The organism is Corallococcus sp. AB011P (genome assembly GCF_003611605.1).
In the GTDB taxonomy this organism is placed as follows: domain Bacteria; phylum Myxococcota; class Myxococcia; order Myxococcales; family Myxococcaceae; genus Corallococcus; species Corallococcus coralloides.
The window spans coordinates 781,149-799,396 of the sequence record NZ_RAVX01000002.1 but is presented as its reverse complement, the minus strand read 5'-3'; the positions used below and the strand labels follow the sequence as shown (position 1 = coordinate 799,396).

Genomic DNA, 18,248 nt, shown 5'->3' with positions numbered 1-18,248 from the left:
ACCCCCTAAAAAGTAAATATCCAGCAAGTCAGACCCTTCGCGTATAGGTCGCAGTGTCTGGTCGGGGCCGGGACCGGACAACCACTGCAAAATTCCTGTCACGAAGGGGCATCCATGTCCTTGCGACGTCTGTCTTTGTTGCTCGTCCCCACCTGCGCGGCCTGGCTGGGCTGCGGGGAAGCTGCGCCTTCCTCCGAGGATGTGAACCCTCCCGGAATCGCCATGGACCCCCGCGAGGGGACCGCGGTCATCGTCAACGAGGACATGCTGCCGGGCTGTGGTGAGCCCGACGCGGGCTCCGGGCCAGTGGACGCGGGCACGTCCGTGCTGGTGACGGCGGACACCCGCTTCCACTCCAGCGCCGGGGTGACGGTGGTGCCCCAGAACCTGTCCGGGCGCGACCTGGAGATCCTCGTCCCCAATGGCATCTCCTTTGACCGGTACACCGGCACGCCGGTGGCGGGGGGCATGCGCTTCGACAACGTTCCGGAGGGTGAGTACTTCCTGCGCTCGAGCCAGAGCTACTTCCTCACGCGCGAGCGCCACTTCGACCTGGGCGTCAACCGCATCGGCCGGCCGGACGCGGTCTATCTGCCGCAGACCGACTCCCCCGTGTCCGCGGAGCTCTTCAACCTGGATCCCTGGCAGGACTATTCGTCCATCTCCGAGCCGGGCAGCTCCGTGCAGCTCATCAGCGCGGACGTGGACCTGTACAGCTCGTTGAACGTGTGGGCCCAGGCCGGCGACACGTCCATCGTCGACCCGTACTCCTCCGCGTTCTTCAGCACCGGCTATGGGGCGCCCGTCCTGGATGCGTCGAAGGGCGACCGCATCTACGTGAACCAGTTCAACTCCGTGCAGGCCGGGACGCTGCCGAGCGGCGGGACCCTGGCGTACCAGTCGCTGGTGAGCAGCGCGCACCTGCCGTCGTTCTCGTTCACGCCGGACGGCACCACTCCACTGCCGCTGGCGGCCACGTTGCAGCCCGTGAGGCAGACGCCCTTCTCCCTGGAGTGGCGCCTGAACGAGTTCACCCGCTGGCGCTCGGACGCGAACCCCAGCGGCACGCTCAACTATCCCTCGTTGTCGCTGGTGCCCGCGCCGTTCGGCTACCAGGACGGCTGGGTGGGCTATCAGGGGGAGCTGTTCAACATGTGGCTGCCGCGCGGTGAGGATGGCGTCATCGCGAGCCGGCTGGCCTACGGCAATCCCTATCCGTCCAATTGGGGCGTGGTGGGCTCCGCCGGCTATTCGTTCCGGTCCCCGACGCCCGTCGTCATCGGGAACCGGACCCACTACCCCAGCGGCAGCATCTTCGTCACCGACCGGATGGACCACCTCATCGCCGGTCCCATCCAGCCGCCCGTCTCGCCGCCGCGGGATCTGCGCATCGACGGCGTGGACGCCTATGTGTCGCGCGTAGTGGGCACCAACCAGCCCCTCATCTCCTGGCGGCCTCCCGTCCTGGGCACGGCCCGGAACTACGTGGTGTCCGTCATCCAGTTGATCGGCACCTACGCCGCCAACCCGACGCTGCGCTTCTACGTGCCCGGTGACCGGAGGCATGTCCGCCTGCCGCCGGGCCTGCTGCTGCCCGCGTCGACCTACTACGTGCGGGTGAGGGCGGAGGGCTCGCCGAACTATGAGCCCTCGCGCTCTCCGTTCGTCACCGGGGAGCTGCTGCCCATCATCACCGCGGAAACGTTCAGCGCCGTCATCACCACGCCGTAGTCCCGCTGTGGCGGCCCGCTACCGCGCAGGCTGGCGGTGGCGGGCCATGCACTGCTGGTAGCGGGCGTCCACCGACTTCGCGAACCACGCGGTGGAGCGCTCCCCGCTCAGCTTCACGCTCTTGAGCGTCACCTGGGGCAGCTGGGCGTAGGCGGGCGCCTGTCCCGTCCGGTTCGCGTACACGCGCTTCACCGCCAGGTACGTGTCCGTCTTCTCGAAGTCCGCCGTCTTCTCCTCCTCCACGTCCCGGCGCACCCGGCGCTCGCTCAGGTCCGGCGCGTAGCGCTGACGGAAGAGGAGCAGCGCCTTGAGGCTCTGGCTGTCCTCACCGCGCGGCTCGCCCTCCTTGTCATACAGCTGGAGGTCGCCGTCGGTCGCCAGGGCGACGCCGGTGAGCCGGCTGACCTGGGCCTGGAGCGCGGCGTTGCGCGAGCTGTAGACGCCGCTGTTGTAGTCCGCGAAGCGGTAGAGCGGTGCGTCGTACGCGGCCTCGAAGCCCAAGAGCCGGGCGGTGCCGTAGCGCACGCCACCCGCGCGTGTGTAGAGCGACTCGCGCACCGCCACCGGATCCTCGTCCGGGCCCGCCTTCTGCACCGCGTAGCGCACGCTGACCTGCATGGAGCCCGCGGTGGTGACGGGGTTCTGCCCCGCGAACGAGGACGGGCCGAACAGCGAGCTGGCCAGGTCCGCGGCCGCGTACGCCGCCGGGTACTCCGCTTCGTAGTACGCCAGCATGTCCCGGAAGAGCCGGTCCAGGTCCCGTTCGGTGCGCAGGGTGTCCAGGCGCGCCCCGAAGGTGCGCTTCGCCCCCTTCGGCTTCGCCGCGAGCACGTCCCCCAAGAGCCGCCGCCCCACGGGGCCCAGCCGTCCCGCGGTGCTGTCCAGCTTCTGGCGCACCATCTTGGGCAGCCCCGGCACCGCGGGGTCCGCCTGGAAGCCGGACTCCTGTTCGATGATGGCCAGCACCTGACACACCTCCGGCGCCGCGGCGGGAACCGCCTCCGCGTCCAGCGCCGCCAGCACGTCGCCCGCCCAGCCCTCGCGCTCCGCCCCCTTCACCTTCGCGGGCAGCAGCCGCGCCACCTGCGCCACCGACAACGTGGGCGGCGCTGGCACCTGCGTCACCACCGGCGCCCGGGACGCGCACGCCGTGAGCGTCAGCAGCACCCCCACGCACAGCCCTCCCGTCCACCGGCGCCCGGCGCTCCGCGTCATGTCAGCCCCCTGAGGCATCCTTCCGCCCGTCTCATGAAACATTTTTTGAGACATCCCGGAGGCAGGTCCGTTCCCTCCGGAGAGCCGGTGAAGAGCCGCAAAGTTGTTGAAATTTTCCAGAACGGCAATTCAGGTTCTCTAGGCTTGGTCGGACGGGCTGGTGAAAGTGGCTAAACGTACTTTCCCCAAAAAGTAGTTGCTCTGATGATTTCAAGTGTGTCACGTATCATCCCGCTGTTTCTTCATGGAGGTATCGCGTTGGCTCATCGACTGTTGAAGACGATTGGCGCGGCCTGGTTGGGCGTGGCTCTGACGGCGTGCGGTACGCAGGGCTCCTCAGGGGAAGAGGTGCAGGCGCCTGAGCAGGAGAGGTCGGGCGAGGACATCCAGAGCACGCTGAACGCGCTCGGTGGTGCCCAGGTGGTGGGCGTGCACGCGGACGGCATCCCGGACAGCATCCAGGGCGAGCTGGGCCGGGTGGAGCGGACGCTGAACACGCTGGACGCGAGCCGCCAGGCGGTGGCGCGTGTGGCGCCGGCGTTCCGGCTGAACGCGGATGACATGGTGCTGCGCAAGTCGCGCACCGACGAGATGGGCAACCAGCACCTGCGCTTCACGCAGACGAAGAACGGCCTGGAGGTCGTCGGCGGCGAGCTGGTGGTGCACGTTCGTCCGGACGGCTCGGTGTACGGGGCGAACGGCTCCGCGCGTGACGGCCTGACCGTGTCCGCGCTGCCGCGCATCGCGGCCGTGTCCGCGCGTGATGCGGCGCTGAGCGCGACGGTGGGCACGGGCCTGGAGGCCCAGGGTGCTCCCCGCCTGGTGTACGTGCGCACCGAGGAAGGCGCGCTGCGCCTGGCGTACGAAGTGACGGTGACGGGTGAGAACGACCTGATGCCGCTGCGCGACCGCGTGTACGTGAGCGCCCAGGACGGCTCCATCGTGCTGCGCGCGCCGGAGATCCACTCGGCCATGAACCGCCGGGTGTACAGCGCGAACAACGGCACCAGCACCCCGGGTACGCTCAAGCGCAGCGAGGGCCAGGCGGCCATCGGTGACTCGCATGTCGACATGAACTACGACATGCTGGGCTACACCTACGACTGCTACAAGGTGCTCTTCAACCGCGACTCGCTGGACAACGCGGGCACGGCGCTCATCAGCACGGTGCACTACAGCACCAACTACGTGAACGCCTACTGGGACGGCACCCAGATGGTGTACGGCGATGGCGACGGCGTGAACTCCATCGAGCTGGGCAAGGACGCGGACGTCACCGTCCACGAGCTGACCCACGCCGTGACGGAGTACGAGTCCAACCTCACGTACTCCGGCCAGTCCGGCGGCCTCAACGAGGCGATGTCCGACACGTTCGGCGCCGTCTGCGAGAGCCGCGTGAACAACTGGAGCACGGCGGCGGCCATCTGGATGGTGGGCGAGGACGTCTGGACGCCGGGCACGGCGAACGACGCGCTCCGCTACATGGACGACCCGGCGAAGGACGGCGTGTCCAAGGACTGGGCGCCCAACGTGACGTCCGGCACGGACGTGCACTACAGCTCCGGCGTGCCGAACCTGGCGTTCGCGCTGCTCTCCAAGGGTGGCACGCACCCGCGCGGCCGCAGCACCATCAACGTGCCGGCCATCGGCGTCGAGAAGGCCGCCCGCATCTGGTACTACGCCAACACCAACCTCTTCACGGCGAGCACCACGTTCGTGCAGGCCAAGAACTGGACGGTCCAGGCCGCCGCGGCGCTGGGCTACACCGCGGCCGAGCAGGCTGCCGTGACGGCCGCCTGGGAAGCGGTGGGCGTGGGCGTGACGGTGCCGCCCCCGACCTCCACCCCGCTGACCAACGGCACCGCGGTGACGGTGGGCGACAGCACGGGCAACAACAAGTACTACTCGCTGGTCGTCCCCGCGGGCGCCACGGCCCTGACGTTCACCATCTCCGGTGGCACGGGTGACGCGGACCTGTACGTGAAGTTCGGCGCGGTGCCGGACTCGGCCACCTACGACTGCCGTCCGTACGCCAGCGGCAACGCGGAGACGTGCACCATCACCAACATCCAGGCGGGCACGTACTACGTGATGCTGAACGCCTACTCCACGTACGCGAACGTGTCGCTGAAGGGCAGCTTCACGCCCCCGAGCGGCGGTGGCGGCAACGTGCTGCAGAACAACGTCCCGGTGACGGGCATCTCCGGCGCCTCCGGCTCCTTCACCAGCGAGTGGATCACCGTGGACGTGCCGGCGAGCACGAAGGTCACGTTCTCCATCGCGGGTGGCACGGGCGACGCGGACATGTTCGTGCGCTTCGGCTCCTCGCCGACGACCACCACGTACGACTGCCGTCCGTACCTGTCCGGCAACAACGAGTCGTGCAGCGTCACCAAGACGACCGGTGGCAAGTACTACGTGAAGATCCGTGGCTACACCGCCTACTCGGGCGTGACGCTCAAGGCCATCTGGTAGTCGCATCCGCATCCATCCCGGCTCCCTTCGCGTGAAGGGAGCCCGGGACGAAGACAGGCACCCGGGGAGCCGCATGGCTTCCCGGGTGTCGTCGTTTCGGGCGTTGGAAGGAGTGCGGGTTAGCGCCGCACCTGCACGTCGCGCGCGACGGTGCGGCCGCCCATGAGCACGAACCGCGCGCGCACCGGGGTGCCCTCCTGGATTTCCTTGAGGGGCACGCGCTGGCCCTGGCGCAGGCCGCGGCTGCGCTGGTCGAGCTGGAGCTCGTAGACGGTGCCCTCGCCGTCGCGCACGTGCAGGGTGTTCCTGCCCACGCGTGTCACCCGGCCGCTCACCGTGCTGGACGCGATGACGACCTGCTCCAGCGGCCGGTTGGCGGAGGTGTCCGTCACCGCCGCCTGCGCCGCCTTGGCCGCGCCCTCGTACCAGGCCTCGTCGTCGCTGGCCTGCACGGCCTGGGCGCCAATCATCACCCGGCCCTCGGCGGGGGCCTGCGTCGCGGGCGTGCCGTCCGGGTTGGCCTGGGGCTGCGGTGGGGCGTTCGTGTTCGCCTGGGCGGCCTGCTGGGGCCGGGCGGTATTCGGGTTCGCCTGGGTGTTCTGACGGGCCGGGGCCTGTGCCGTGGTGCGTTGCGCGGGCTCGTTCACGCGGGGGCCTGACAGCGGCCGGGCACCGGGTGGCGGCGCCGTGTCCGGAGGCACCTGCGCGTTCGCCGTGGGCAGCGCGTCCCCGCTTGGGGCGCGGTTGCCGTCCACCGTGTTCCGCGCCAGCGCGGGCGTGGCCGGGACCATCAGGCCGCCGCTCGCGGAGTCTCGGGACTGCATCGTCGCCGGTGCCGCCGGCACCGTCGTGTCCTCGGTGTCATGCTCCTGACAGCCGGAAGCGAGCGAGCACAGCCCCACCATCCCCAACCACATCCACCGTCCACCCATCCGCCAACCCTCCCGCAGGCGAACCTGCGGACGACCCCCTGTCGTTGCAAGCGTCCGGCGTGCCGCGGGGTGTTGGTTTCTGGATGGCGGAGGCTACGCGGGGAACGTGGCGGCCACGGCGCGCACGTGCTCGCGCACCAGCGTCCTGGCGGCGAGCAGCTCCGTTGCATCCGAGGGCGTGTAGCCCAGGCACAGCACCACGTCGTCCTCGGGGGCCGCGCGTGTGCCCAGCGCCGCGTAGTCGAGTGAACGCGGGGTGGGCTCACCTTCCGTGTCATGGATGAAGCGGCCGAACACGGTGGCCTGCCCGTCGCGGCCGGGCGCCGTCTCCTTGAGGGCGAAGAGGCGGCGCACGGCGGTGAGCGATTCGGGGCGCTCGCGCAGGAGGTCCGGGGACGCGGGGCCTCCCAGTTCCCACTCGAGGAGCTTCAGGCAGCCGCGCACGAACTCCACGTCGGTGATGACGAGCCCGTACAGGTACCAGTCCGCGCACGCGGCCTGGACCAGCCGGGCCTGCGCGTCGGTGAGCCAGCCGAAGGACGGACAGGTGAACGTCTCGCAGATGGTGGCGCGGTAGACGCCGCAGTCACGCAGGTCCGTGCCGCCCGTCACCAGCGGGTGGCCCAGGCAGCCCACGCGCTGGTGCTCCGCGTCCAGGAAGCCCAGCAGGGGACACACCCGCACGATGGGGAAGAGGGCAGGGGCGTCCCGGTTCGCGGTGAGCTCGTGCGCGGCCTCGGCGTAGGCCTCGGGGGTGTGGGGCGTGCGGGAGAGCCGCTCCGTCTGCGTGGTGAGCCGCCGGGTCAGCGCCGCGCGTGAGTGGTCGCGGAAGTTGTAGAGGCCGCAGCAGGCGCCGCATGAGGCGCCCGCGCCGGGCTGGCACAGGTGGAAGGAGACGGACATGTCAGAACCAGTCCGGGCGCATGCGCGCGTAGGAGTCCTCGCCCGTGCGGCACAGGTGGGCGAGCAGCGGCACGCGCGGCACCTCCACCGCGAACCAGTACTGCGCGGCGGCGAGCTTGCCCTCGTAGAAGGCGGTGTCCTCGGGTGAGGGTGCGCGCGAGAGTCCCTCCTTCGCGGCGGCTCCTTGCGCGAGCCAGCGCCACGCCACGGCCACCACGCTGAAGAGCTCCAGGAAGTCCGTGCTGTGGCGGAGCATCACGTCCACTTCCCCCGCCATGCCGCGCGCGCCCAGCTCCAGCGTGAGGGCCGCGGCCTGCTGGAGCGCGTCCTCCAATGCATCGCTCCATGCGGACTCCACGCCTGCCGCACGGGCTCGGGCGGTGGTGGCCCGCACCTCCTCGTCGAGCGCCTGGAGCGCGGCGCCGCCCTCCGCCACCGCCTTGCGCCCGAGCAGGTCCAGGCCCTGGATGCCGGTGGTGCCCTCGTGGATGCTGTTGAGCTTCTGGTCGCGCAGCCACGCTTCCGGCAGGTACTCGCTGGAGTAGCCGTAGCCGCCGTGAATCTGGAGCGCGAGCGCGTTGGCTTCGAAGCCCTTCTCCGCGGGGAACGTCTTGGCGATGGGCGTGAGCAGGTCCAGCAGCAGCTGCGCGCGCTTGCGCGTGGCTTCGTCCGGGGCGTGGTGCGCGAGGTCCGCCTGGGTGGAGGTGGTGAGCAGCAGCGCGAGGCCTCCCTCCACGATGGCCTTCTGGCGCAGCAGCATGCGCCGCACGTCCGCGTGCTCGATGATGGGGGACTGGGCGCGCGTGGTGTCGCGGATGCCGGCGGGGCGGCCCTGGGGGCGCTCTCGCGCGTAGGCGAGCGACTCCTGGTAGGCGACGGCGGCGGTGGAGACGCCGTTGAGGCCCACCATGATGCGCGCCTCGTTCATCATCTGGAACATGCACGCGAGCCCGCGTCCGGGCTGGCCCACCAGCCAGCCGTGACAGTCATTGGCTTCGCCGAAGTTGAGGACGAGGCTGGGCAGGCCGCGCCAGCCAATCTTGTGGATGACGCCGGCCACCTGGACGTCGTTGGGGACGAAGGTGTCCCCCTGGGGCCTCTTCGCGGGCACGGCGAAGAGGGACACGCCGCGCGTGCCGCCCTCCGCGCCCTCGATGCGGGCGAGGGTGAGGTGCACGACGTTGTCGGTGAAGTCCTGGTCGCCGCCGCTGATGAAGATCTTGGAGCCCTGGAGGCGGTAGGAGCCGTCCGGCGCGGGCGTGGCGCGCGTCTTCACGTCCGCGAGGCTGCTGCCGGCCTGGGGCTCGGTGAGGGCCATGGTGCCGGTCCACTCGCCTCGGTACAGCCGGGCCATGAAGGTGTCGCGCAGGAAGGGCGTGCCGAAGACCTCCAGCAGGTGCGCGGCGCCAATCGTGAGGCCCAGGTAGCCATAGGCACTGAGGTTGGCGGCCATGAGGTAGGCGCTGGCCACGGCGTGCACGGTGAGCGGGAGCTGCTGGCCGCCGACGTCGGGAGGGCGGGTGGCGGTGAGCAGGCCCAGGTCGACCATGCCGGCGTAGAGCGAGCGCATGGCCGGATGGACGCGCACGCGGCCGTGTTCGAAGACGGGCGGGGCGGCGTCCATGGGCCGGTAGGTGGGGGCGAGCACCTCACGGGCGAAGCGGCGGGTGCTGTCCAGGAGGAGCGCGAAGGTGTCGCGCGAGTGCTCCTGGAAGGCGGGCAGCGCGCAGAGGGCGGTGGTGTCCAGCGCTTCGTAGAGCTGGAAGTCCACGTCGCGGTCCGACAGCAGGGGGTTGGGGCGGGGCACGCTCATGCCCTGGTTCCCTACCAGGACGCGATGGGGTCGTCGAAGTCATCGTACGGCGGGCATTCACCGTCGGACGTGGGCGGAGCGGCGTCCGGGCGGGGGGCTTCCGGGGGCAGCGAGGGCTTGGGCTGCCAGGTAGGGGATGGGGGGCTGGGGCGTTCGATGCCGGTGGTGTCTGGCATTGGCGCACCTCCATGTGGGGTGTCCCTGCGAATCTCTGGCAAAGGTGTGTCCCATGTCTGTCCATTGCCAGGCGGGGGGCCCCGGGGTCGCAGACACGGGTGGGGACGGACAGGGAGACAAGGTCCCGCAGGGCGTGTCGGCTCAGGCCTGCGGGAGGGGCAGGCGCGACGTACCGTTGGAGGTGGAGGTGGTTCAGATGCTCATCGTCGGCGCGATGGTGGTGGGAATCCTGGTGATGATGCTGGTGATAGGTGGGGTCATCGTGGGGGGGGCGCTCGCGCACAAGAACGCGCGTGAGGATGACGCGCGGTGGGCAAGGGAAGACGCGGAGCGCGCGGCGCGGCGCGACCGGGACAGGTCCGGGCCCATGGGTGGGGAGCCCGTGCACGCGTGAAAGCGTGAGGTGCTTTCCTCGCGTGGATGCGAGGATGCCGCCCCGTGCGATTCGCGCTGCCTTCATTGCTGGGGTTGCTGGTGGGGTGCGCTGGCGGGCCGGGCACCATTGCCGAGGTTGAGCGTGCTCGGGGGCCCTGGTCCGAGGTCCCTGTGGTCGAGATGCCGACGGGGGAGCGGTCCATTCCCATTTCGCTCCTGCGCGACGTGGCGGATGCGCTGCTCCGACTCCCAGGGGCGAAGACGTGTGACCCGGGCACGCAGAGACCCATTCCAGGTCTCTCCACGGAGTACTGCTCGACGGTCTACGTGGCGGGAACGCGTGACTCCTTGTCCTGGCGAGTGACCGAGCCCACGCGGGAGCGCCACAACCGATGCACGCCCTTCTTCGCGGTGGAGGATGCGGACCATTCTTCTTCCCAGGTCTGGGTCGTGGGCTACATCCACAATCATCCCTGCGGAGCGGTGCCCTCCTCACCGGACCTGGGCGCCTGGCCCACGGATGCGTTCAGGCCCGCCGTCGCCATGGCGGAGGTCCGATTGATTCCAGGCAACCCCGCACCGGCCCGGTTCCAGGACACGTTCCTCGAAATGGCCTCCGCCGTGGTCGCGGAGCGACAGGATGGAACCCGCATCTTCCTGCGCTACTTTCCCACGGGTGAGATCGAACAATGGAGCGAGGCCCAGCGGGACTGGGTCCTCCTGGGGCGCTGTGCGCCTGCTCCTGCAGGTGGCCTCAGTGTCGCGCCCCGTTGCGAAGGTGGCGCTCTCCGGTTGCTGCGTGAGTAGGGGACGGTGGATGCGACAGGTGCATGGATGGCTGGGACTCCTGCTGATGCTGTCCGGGTGCAGGCATCCCGCGGCCGCGTGGAAGGGCGTCGTCGAATGGCCGGATGAGCGCTCAGCCCGGCCCGTGGAGAGTCCGATGCCCGCGGGCGCGGCGCAGGCCGCGGTGGGCGCCGTTCGCGAGTTCGTCAGGACGAATCCACGACGGTTGTTCTCTGGCTGCGAGCATCCCGAGGACGGCCTCAACGTTTCGCTCTTCACGGGGCCGACGCCGGGGCTCTATTACGTGCTGTTGGATCCCGACTTCGAGCGATGCGCGGGACCGCGTCGGCGCATCCTCGATGGCTGGTTCTTCTACGCCGTCACCCCCCAGGGAGACGTGGTCGCGGAATCGCCGGGGCCTCCGGATGAAGGCACACCCGCTGAGCTACCCCAGGCCCCACCGCCTGTGCCCGAAGCTCCCGTGAACGACGCCGGGCCTGGCGGGGAACAGGGAGGTGTTGGCGGTACCACGACTGAATGAGGTGCTTTCCTCTCGTGGGTGCGAGGAAGCGCCGAGCGATTCGCGCTGCCTTCGTTACTGATGCTGTTGATGGGATGCGTCGATTCGATGCCTGCTTCCACCGTTGCGGCTGCTGCGTGAATAGGGAGCATCGATGAGGGGCAGGGTTGTGGCGGCAGGATGCATCGCGGTGCTCGCGGGATGTGCCGCGAAGCCGAAGGCGTGGGCGACGCCCATCGAATGGCCCGACGAGACGTCCGCCTCGCTCGTGGGACAACCCATGGAGGCCGGGGCCGCGGTGGCTGCCGCTGGCGCGATACGGGAGTTCATCCGCACGAACCCCGACCCCACGTTGTTCCAGGGCTGGTCCAGCCCGGAGCAGGGCCTGGCGGTCGCCGTCTTCACCGGGCCCACCCAGGGCCTCTACTTCGTCGCGGTACACCAGGACTTCAGACGGTGTGGAGGCCCTCGCATCCGGGTTCTTGATGCCTGGGATGCCTATGCGGTCACTCCTCAGGGAGAGGTGCTCGCAAAGGCTCCTCCTCCGGCGGGAGATGCCTCCTTCGCGGTTCCTCCTCCTGGGTCGGACACGCAGGCTCCCGCGCAAGAGGCTCCGGCCCCACCGCCCGCACCGGAGCCACGGGTTCCTGCTCCTACCGGGGACGCGGAGCGTAGTAGCGGCGCAGCCAGCGGCTGAGGCCGTCCAGGCCGGGGAAGAGGACCCGCTCGGTGATGTTGGCCTGGTCGAGCTTGTCCCTGATTTCCCACTTGAGCTGCGCCGGCACCACCAGCCTGCGCACGCCCTGGTGCTGGTGCCCCAGGAACTCGTTCAGGCTCAGCCCCGGCCCGTTCATCACCGAGAACAGCGCGAACTGGTTCACGATGCGCGCATCCAGCGACGGCGGCTCGAAGAACAACACGAACGGATGCTCCCCCAGCCCGTCGAACGTCGCCAGGTCCCCCGCCACCGTCGCCAGCATCTCCGCCGTGAACACGTCCGCCCCCTCCAACCGCAACTGCTCACGCAGCGGCCGGGGCAACTGCTGGTTCGTCTGGTGATAGTCCACGCACCAGACCGCGCCGTCCTGCTCCAGCAGGTCCATGCGCTCCGTCATGAAGTGCAGCGCCACGTAGGGACTGAACGTCCAATCCAACAGCCGCGTCGGCATCCCGTGATGCTGCGCCAGCGCCAGCCAGTCCCAGATGGACGTCAGCCGCTCCGTGCCCGGCACGCCTCGCGCGTACTTGCGGAAGGCCCGCAGCAGGTCCCGCTCCAACCGCACGAAGGCTCCCTGGCGGTTGAGCGTCGCCGTCAAATCCAACGTCGCGTCCGGCACGCCCCGGAACACGAAGCTCGTGCGGAACCGGCCCAGCGGCTCGTTCCATGAGCCCGCGAACACCAGGTCCTGCAACTCCAACCAGGATGTGACCCGACGCTCCTGCATCCGCTGCCCCCTCGCCGCCTGACAAGGTGGGCCCTGTCCTCCCGGAACGCAGGGGCCGGGCGTCCAGGACGCCCGGCCGGCTCAATCACAGGGATTGAAACAAAGACACCCTACGGCTGCCCGAAGTTCGCGGGCTGCGTGAAGGCAAACGAGCTGGCACCCGGCGCCTTGTCCTGCTGGAACAGCGGGCACTTGGCGCAGGTGAAGCTCTCCCAGTCCTGACGGACCGCCACGTCGATGCAGCCGCCGTAGAAGCGGCAGTGGACGTTGCGGTGCTCCTCGATGGAGAACGTATCGGCCCGCAGCGGGAGGTGGAACTTGGTGGGACGCGGCTGTGGACAAGGCATTGGATTCTCTCTAGCCCCCCTCGTGGGTGCTGATTCCCTCTACTGACTGGTGCGTCGCGTCATTCCCGGCCATCCGTCGCCCGGACACTGAACGCCTGCACCCCGCCTCATCGCTGCCAGCAGAAGACCGTGTGGGTGTGACACATTCAAAAGGCACAACAGCCTAATGACGTCGGGCGTCCCTGGCCCGTCCCGCCAGGATGTCTGCCTTCACGCGGAGCAACCAGCCGGGCGGGCCGTCGGAATCTTCACGCCCGGAGCGCTTTCCCGCGAGAATGTGGCGCGTGAGCTCCCCCGCCCGACCCCCCCGCGATTCCTCCCGCTGGCTGAGCGCCCTGGCCCTGCTGTCGCTCGTGCTGCTCAGTGGCTGTTCCGCCTTCTCCCGCGCGGTGCGCGAGGGCGACGGCGCCGTGAAGGAGCGCCACTGGGCGGAGGCCGAAGCCGCCTACCTGCGCGCCCTGGCCGCGGATCCGGAGGCCTCCGAGATCACCGTGAAGCTGCGCGCGGTGCGCAGGGAGTGGGGCGAGGAGGTGTACCAGGAGGCCGGCGCCGCCCATTCCTCCGGAGACCTGCCGTCCGCCACCAAGCTGCTGGTGCGCGTGCTGGAGTTGAACCCCGACCATGATGGGGCCCGCGCGCTGCTCGCCCAGACGCTGGATGCGCGCGTCCAGGTGGCCCTGGGGCTGCTCAAGGAGGAGAAGCTCCAGGATGCCCGCGCGGAGCTGGACGCGGTGCTGGCCGTGTCGCCGGACCACGTGAACGCTCGCAAGGGCGTGGACGCCGTGCAGGTGGCGTGGGCCAGGCGCTTCTTCGCCAGCGCGGAGACGCTGGAGAAGGCCGGCAAGCTGGGCAACGCGCTCGTGGCCTACGTGCGCGCGGACCAGGAGCGCGTGGGCGCCACCGCCGCCCGGGAGCGCGCGGAGTCCGTGCGGCAGCGGCTGCGCGACGAGGTGGCCTTCCTGGTGGTCGCCACGCCCGTGGAGGACAACGCCCAGGCCCCCGACGTCGCCCAGCGGTTGAGCGCGGGACGGCTGGCCTCGGCGCTCCCCACGAAGCTGCCCCTGAAGGTCGTGACGGAGGCGCCCCCGGGCCGCGTGGGCGTGAAGCTGGACCTGTCCCTGGAGCGCGTGCTGCCGCTCAAGGCGGTGGAGGATTCGCAGCGCAGCCAGCGCTACCTCGCGGGCAACCGCTCCGTGCCCAACCCCAAGCGCGGCGACAACGAGAAGAAGCTGCTGGAGGCGGAGCGCACCCTGGAGGGCGTGGAGCGCAAGCAGGCCGCCGTGCTGCGCGAGTACCTCAAGGCCCAGTTGGAGCTGGGCACGCTGCGCGACGTCGCCGAGCGCTGCCGTGAGCGGGAGAAGCGCGAGTGCCGCGCGGCCATCCAGGAGTGCGGCGAGGAGGCCCGCGACGCGAAGAGCCCGGGCAAGGTGCCCAGCGAGTGCGACCCGGAGCGCTGCTCCGGCCAGTGCACCCAGGACGAGGGCCTGATGACGATGAAGGCCAAGGCGGCGCGCGTGCTGGAGGTGGCCGTGCAGGTGGCGCTGGACAAGGCGGAGACCCAGCGCACCGAGGTGCAGCGCAACCGCGACTCCGTCTTCCGCGAGCCCATCACCGTGGAGGAGCCCATGTATTCGGACTTCGTCTACGACGTGCAGCTGCACCGGCTCACCGTGACGGCCACCGTGACGTCGGTGATGCGCGACCTGCTGACGCCCCAGCAGGTGCCCGCGCCCAACACGCGGGACTACGCGGTGCTGCACGAGGACCTGGCGCACAAGGGCTATGACCGCTACGGCGTGCTCGCGGACCCCGTGCAGCTGCGCAACGAGCTGGAGATGCGCGTGGACGCGGGCGACAAGGCCGTGGCGGACGTGGCGAAGCACGTGAAGGAGCGCTTCGACCTGTACCGCGGCAAGCGCGTGGAGGACGCCCGGCGCGGCATGGTGCGCCCCGGCGCGGAGGACGTGGTGGAGACCGCCGTGCGCGCGCTGCTGCTCACCGCGGACGCGCCGCCGCAGGACATCCTCCAGCCCGTCGCCCGCGCGCGCGGCCTCACCCGGCCGGAGGCCCTGCTGGGCGTCGGGCAGTAGCCTCTCAGTCCAGGCTGGCGCTCATCTCCGGGCGCTCCAGCCGCAGTGTCTCCACCCGGCGCCTGCGCGCTCCCGCGATGGTCAGGTGCCACACGGCGGCGGCCAGGCCCACGCAGAAGCAGCCGGCCCACAGCGCGGCGGCACCCACGTGGCCCAGCATCGCTCCGCCCAGCGCGGGGGCGACGCTGGACGCCAGGCCCCACATCATGTGGTACGCGCCCTGGTAGCTGCCGCGCAGCTCCGCCGGCGCCAGGTCCGCCACCACCGACGGCGCCACCGGCGAGTGGACGATTTCCCCCAGCGTCCACACCGCCACGGCCGCCATCGAGAGCGGCACGGTGGCCGGCAGCGCGTGCAGCCCGAAGCCCACGGCGGTGAGCACGGCCGCCACCGCCAGCGCGGTGGAGCGGCGCACCCGGCCCACGCCTCGCACGACGAACGGCTGGAGCGCGACGATGAGCACTCCGTTGACGGACATCACCAGCCCGTACTGGGCGGGCGTCAGGCCCTGCTGGGTCAGCGTCACCGGCAGGCTCAGGAAGCTCTGGTGGAAGAGCAGGGCCAGCGCGAACACCGGCAGGCAGAAGGCCAGGTACACGCTGTCGCGGAAGGGCGTCAGCATCGCCCCCAGCGGGGAGTGGGACGCGTGCGCCGCTTGGGCCTCCGGGGGCCGCGTCTCCGGCACGAACGCCCAGACGCAGCAGCCGTAGAGGAACGTGGTCACCGCGTCCGCGATGAAGAGCAGCCGGTAGCCCAGCCCCGCGAGCAGGCCCGCCAGCGGCAGCGCGATGGCGAAGCCCAGGTTGATGACCCAGTAGAGCAACCCGTACGCGCGCGCCCGGTCCCGGGGCGGCACCAGGTCCGCCACCGCCGCGGACACCGCCGGCCGGTACAAATCTCCCAGGATGCCCAGGAGGAAGGCCGCCACCGCGATGCTTGCCGGCCTCTCCGAGTGGCCGATGAGCAGCATGGCCCCCGACCCCAGCCACAGGCCCCCCGCGAGCGTCAGCCGCCGGCCCACCCGGTCCGCGAGCATGCCCCCCAGCGGCGCCGCCAGCACCGCGCCCGCGCCGTTGAGCGCCACGATGATGCCCGCCTGCTCCACGTTGAAGCCGCGCTCGCGCGTGAGGTAGAGCGCCAGGAACGGCGCGATGAAGGACCCCAGCCGGTTCACGAAGGTGCCCACCCACAGGACCCAATACGTCCGTGGCAGGCCACCCCCGCCCAGCGCTCTCAACACCGTGGCAACGGGATTCATGGCGTTTGCCCGACGGACGTGGAGAAGAGGGACTGACCGCGGGTGCCCGCCAGCATGCGCCGATTCCGGCCGCGCGCGAAACGCGACTTCCCCGTGCGCGCCTTCATGGCGCTGGACATCGCTGGCGGGCTCCTCCAGGTTGCCGCGCCAATCCACACGCGGGAAGGCGGGACGCAAGGCGGGCATGGGGCAGGTCATCGGACTCCTGGGGGTGTGCCTCGTATTGGGCGTGCTGGCGCGACGCAGCGGCCGGTTCCCCGAAGGGACGGCGCCCGCGTTCAACGTCTTCCTCCTCAACGTGTCCCTGCCGGCGCTGGTGCTGCGCGCCATGCACCGGCTGGAGTTCGCGCCCGGGCTGGTGGTGGCCGCCGCGGCGCCGTGGCTGCTCTTCGTGGGGGCGGTGCTCTTCCTTCGCCTGCTCGGGCCCCGGCTGGGGCTGTCACGCGAGTCGGTGACGGCGCTCATCCTCACCGCGGGGCTGGGCAATACGGCCTTCGTGGGCCTGCCCATGGCCGCCGCGCTCCTGGGGCCCTCGGGTGTGCCGGTGGCGGTGGTGGCGGATCAGCTGGGCTCGTTCCTGGTGCTGGCGACGCTCGCCACGCTGACGGCTGCGAGGGCCAGCGCCCAGGTGGGGCTGTCCGTCCGCTCGCTCGTGCGCAAGGTGCTGGTGTTCGTCCCGTTCCAGGCGCTGGTGCTGGCGCTGCTCCTGCGCCCCTTCGCCTTCCCGGACTGGCTGGAGTCCGTGCTGCAGCGGCTGGGTGACCTGCTCACGCCGCTGGCGCTGTTCGTCGTGGGCTTCCAGCTGCGGCTGAAGGGGCTCTGGCCGCGTGTGCCGGCGCTCGCGCTGGGGCTGTCCTACAAGCTGGTGCTCGCGCCGCTGGCGGTGCTGGGCCTGCTGATGCTCATGCCCGGGCTGGCGCTGGTGGTGAAGCAGGCCACGGTGCTGCAAATCGCCATGGCGCCCATGGTGACGGCGGCCATCCTCGCCGCCGAGCACGACCTGGACGCGGACCTGGCGGTGCTGATGGTGGGCGTGGGCATTCCGCTGTCGTTCGCCACCGCGCCGCTGCTCCTGTCCCTGGTGCACTGACGCCCGCGCGGCACGGGCGTCAGGCGATTCGTTTCAGGCGAGCGCCGTGGTCTCGAAGGAGAGCTCGACGCCATTGGGCTTCACGCGCATCTGCGGGCGCGACAGCACATGGCAGTGCGGGCAATAGCCGTGGGCACCGGCTGGCGTGGCCCGGATGGAGACCGCGCCGCCACACATCATGCAGCCCTCGGGAAGATCGAAGTCCGCGAACCGCTCTCCGCTCTGGGTCTCGAATTGGGTCATGCCATTGAGTTAACGCAGGATCTGCCCGACACAAGCAGACCGGTTCCGCGCCGCGAGGACCCGGTATGGCGCCTTGCCCCACCTTTCAGGCACGGAAGACGGCCCTCCAGGGCAGCCTGCAAAGGTTACCGGCCGATCTCCGACTGCTCACCCGCCGACACCGCAACCTCTTGGGCGGCCTCGCGGACGCTGGCACGGGGATTTCATGGCGCACCCCCTCGGACAGCAACGGGACGGGGGAGGTGCGGGATGGGTGCAGGGAATACAGTGAAGGTCATGTGCGACCGGAAGGGCTGGCGGGTGGAGGTGGCGCACTCGGGGGGCGTGCGGCGCTACCGGTACGGCAGCGAGTCGCAGGCGCGTTACTTCGCGGCGGTGTTCGAGCTGGGGCCGAGCGTGCTGCCCCCCAAGAACCACGCGCGAAGGCGGCAGGAGCCCTGCTTGGCTCTACCCAATGAGGTCTCTTTCGGAGAGGCTTGGCTGCATGAGTGATGCTCCCAAGCCCAAGCCCTTCATCCTTCCCAACCGGCAGCACGTCACCAAGGAGCCGGATCCGGGCGGCCGTTGGTCCGCGCAGTTCCCGGAGATGATTGGTTACTCCAGCCAGGGCGGCGGTAAGGTGCCGGCCGACTTCGGGTGGAACACCAACCCCAAGCAGTGGCAGGAGGAGCTGACGCCGCAGACGCTGGCGGAGCGCTTCGAGGAGCTGCGCATCCTGCCTCCGAAGAAGGACGCCCCCGCGCTGCCCGCGCCGGCCACGCCCGCGAAGCCCTGAAGCTCCGGTGAATCGACGGGCCGTGTCCGCTTCCAGGGCCCCAGTGCTCCGGGGCCCTGTGGAGGCGTGAGGC

Annotated in this window: 18 protein-coding genes; 9 read left to right on the top strand and 9 right to left on the bottom strand. The window is 70.3% G+C overall.

The genetic code is table 11. The features are described from left to right. Positions 1–222 precede the first annotated feature (222 nt). A complete protein-coding gene (locus D7X30_RS08520) occupies positions 223–1,731 on the top strand; it encodes a fibronectin type III domain-containing protein (RefSeq protein ID WP_147443140.1) in 1,509 nt (502 codons plus the stop codon). An 18-nt stretch (positions 1,732–1,749) separates the two neighbouring features. Here D7X30_RS08520 and D7X30_RS08515 read toward each other — a convergent pair whose 3' ends face one another. Continuing rightward, positions 1,750–2,946: a DUF1615 domain-containing protein gene (locus tag D7X30_RS08515; protein ID WP_120562334.1), complete on the bottom strand. Its 1,197-nt coding sequence runs from the start codon at positions 2,944–2,946 to the stop codon at positions 1,750–1,752. Between the two features lie 258 nt (positions 2,947–3,204). On the opposite strand from D7X30_RS08515, the gene D7X30_RS08510 reads away from it, so the two are divergent. Continuing rightward, positions 3,205–5,421: a M4 family metallopeptidase gene (locus tag D7X30_RS08510; protein ID WP_120562333.1), complete on the top strand. Its 2,217-nt coding sequence runs from the start codon at positions 3,205–3,207 to the stop codon at positions 5,419–5,421. 119 nt (positions 5,422–5,540) lie between these two features. Here D7X30_RS08510 and D7X30_RS08505 read toward each other — a convergent pair whose 3' ends face one another. The 4 genes from D7X30_RS08505 to D7X30_RS41910 all read right to left on the bottom strand — a co-directional run bounded on the left by D7X30_RS08505 (position 5,541) and on the right by D7X30_RS41910 (position 9,245). Further along, positions 5,541–6,353 (bottom strand): hypothetical protein, encoded by an 813-nt coding sequence (locus D7X30_RS08505; RefSeq protein ID WP_233591455.1) that lies wholly within the window; start codon positions 6,351–6,353, stop codon positions 5,541–5,543. Positions 6,354–6,446: 93 nt separating this feature from the next. Further along, positions 6,447–7,256, bottom strand: a complete 810-nt coding sequence (locus D7X30_RS08500; RefSeq protein ID WP_120562331.1) for a hypothetical protein — start codon at positions 7,254–7,256, stop codon at positions 6,447–6,449. Position 7,257: 1 nt separating this feature from the next. Beyond that, a complete protein-coding gene (locus tag D7X30_RS08495) occupies positions 7,258–9,069 on the bottom strand; it encodes an acyl-CoA dehydrogenase (protein WP_120562330.1) in 1,812 nt (603 codons plus the stop codon). A gap of 11 nt (positions 9,070–9,080) precedes the next feature. Beyond that, positions 9,081–9,245 carry a hypothetical protein gene (locus D7X30_RS41910; protein WP_158619217.1) on the bottom strand — a complete coding sequence of 55 codons (165 nt, stop codon included), beginning with the start codon at positions 9,243–9,245 and terminating at the stop codon, positions 9,081–9,083. 197 nt (positions 9,246–9,442) lie between these two features. On the opposite strand from D7X30_RS41910, the gene D7X30_RS41600 reads away from it, so the two are divergent. The 3 genes from D7X30_RS41600 to D7X30_RS08480 all read left to right on the top strand — a co-directional run bounded on the left by D7X30_RS41600 (position 9,443) and on the right by D7X30_RS08480 (position 10,948). Next, positions 9,443–9,640: a hypothetical protein gene (locus D7X30_RS41600; RefSeq protein WP_147443139.1), complete on the top strand. Its 198-nt coding sequence runs from the start codon at positions 9,443–9,445 to the stop codon at positions 9,638–9,640. A 329-nt stretch (positions 9,641–9,969) separates the two neighbouring features. Then, complete coding sequence (locus D7X30_RS08485) at positions 9,970–10,428, top strand: hypothetical protein (protein WP_199724208.1); 459 nt, start codon at positions 9,970–9,972, stop codon at positions 10,426–10,428. Between the two features lie 10 nt (positions 10,429–10,438). Next, positions 10,439–10,948 (top strand): hypothetical protein, encoded by a 510-nt coding sequence (locus D7X30_RS08480; protein WP_120562328.1) that lies wholly within the window; start codon positions 10,439–10,441, stop codon positions 10,946–10,948. 632 nt (positions 10,949–11,580) lie between these two features. Here the strand turns inward: D7X30_RS08480 and D7X30_RS08470 are convergent. Next, a complete protein-coding gene (locus D7X30_RS08470; protein WP_120562326.1) occupies positions 11,581–12,372 on the bottom strand; it encodes an FRG domain-containing protein in 792 nt (263 codons plus the stop codon). A 110-nt stretch (positions 12,373–12,482) separates the two neighbouring features. Continuing rightward, on the bottom strand, positions 12,483–12,719 hold the full coding sequence (locus D7X30_RS08465; RefSeq protein WP_014393541.1) for a hypothetical protein: 237 nt from the start codon (positions 12,717–12,719) through the stop codon (positions 12,483–12,485). Between the two features lie 275 nt (positions 12,720–12,994). Here D7X30_RS08465 and traC point away from each other — a divergent pair, with 275 nt between their 5' ends. Further along, positions 12,995–14,809 (top strand): outer membrane exchange accessory lipoprotein TraC, encoded by a 1,815-nt coding sequence (gene traC / locus D7X30_RS08460; protein ID WP_120562325.1) that lies wholly within the window; start codon positions 12,995–12,997, stop codon positions 14,807–14,809. Between the two features lie 4 nt (positions 14,810–14,813). Here traC and D7X30_RS08455 read toward each other — a convergent pair whose 3' ends face one another. Continuing rightward, complete coding sequence (locus D7X30_RS08455; RefSeq protein WP_120562324.1) at positions 14,814–16,067, bottom strand: MFS transporter; 1,254 nt, start codon at positions 16,065–16,067, stop codon at positions 14,814–14,816. A gap of 184 nt (positions 16,068–16,251) precedes the next feature. Here D7X30_RS08455 and D7X30_RS08450 point away from each other — a divergent pair, with 184 nt between their 5' ends. Beyond that, on the top strand, positions 16,252–17,157 hold the full coding sequence (locus D7X30_RS08450) for an AEC family transporter (protein ID WP_120562323.1): 906 nt from the start codon (positions 16,252–16,254) through the stop codon (positions 17,155–17,157). Positions 17,158–17,190: 33 nt separating this feature from the next. Here D7X30_RS08450 and D7X30_RS08445 read toward each other — a convergent pair whose 3' ends face one another. Further along, positions 17,191–17,400: a hypothetical protein gene (locus D7X30_RS08445; protein ID WP_014393545.1), complete on the bottom strand. Its 210-nt coding sequence runs from the start codon at positions 17,398–17,400 to the stop codon at positions 17,191–17,193. Between the two features lie 276 nt (positions 17,401–17,676). On the opposite strand from D7X30_RS08445, the gene D7X30_RS08440 reads away from it, so the two are divergent. Both D7X30_RS08440 and D7X30_RS08435 read left to right on the top strand, forming a co-directional pair. Beyond that, a complete protein-coding gene (locus D7X30_RS08440; RefSeq protein ID WP_233591454.1) occupies positions 17,677–17,892 on the top strand; it encodes a hypothetical protein in 216 nt (71 codons plus the stop codon). After that, on the top strand, positions 17,885–18,175 hold the full coding sequence (locus tag D7X30_RS08435; RefSeq protein ID WP_120562321.1) for a hypothetical protein: 291 nt from the start codon (positions 17,885–17,887) through the stop codon (positions 18,173–18,175). Before D7X30_RS08440 ends, D7X30_RS08435 begins: the two co-directional genes overlap by 8 nt. Positions 18,176–18,248 lie beyond the last annotated feature (73 nt).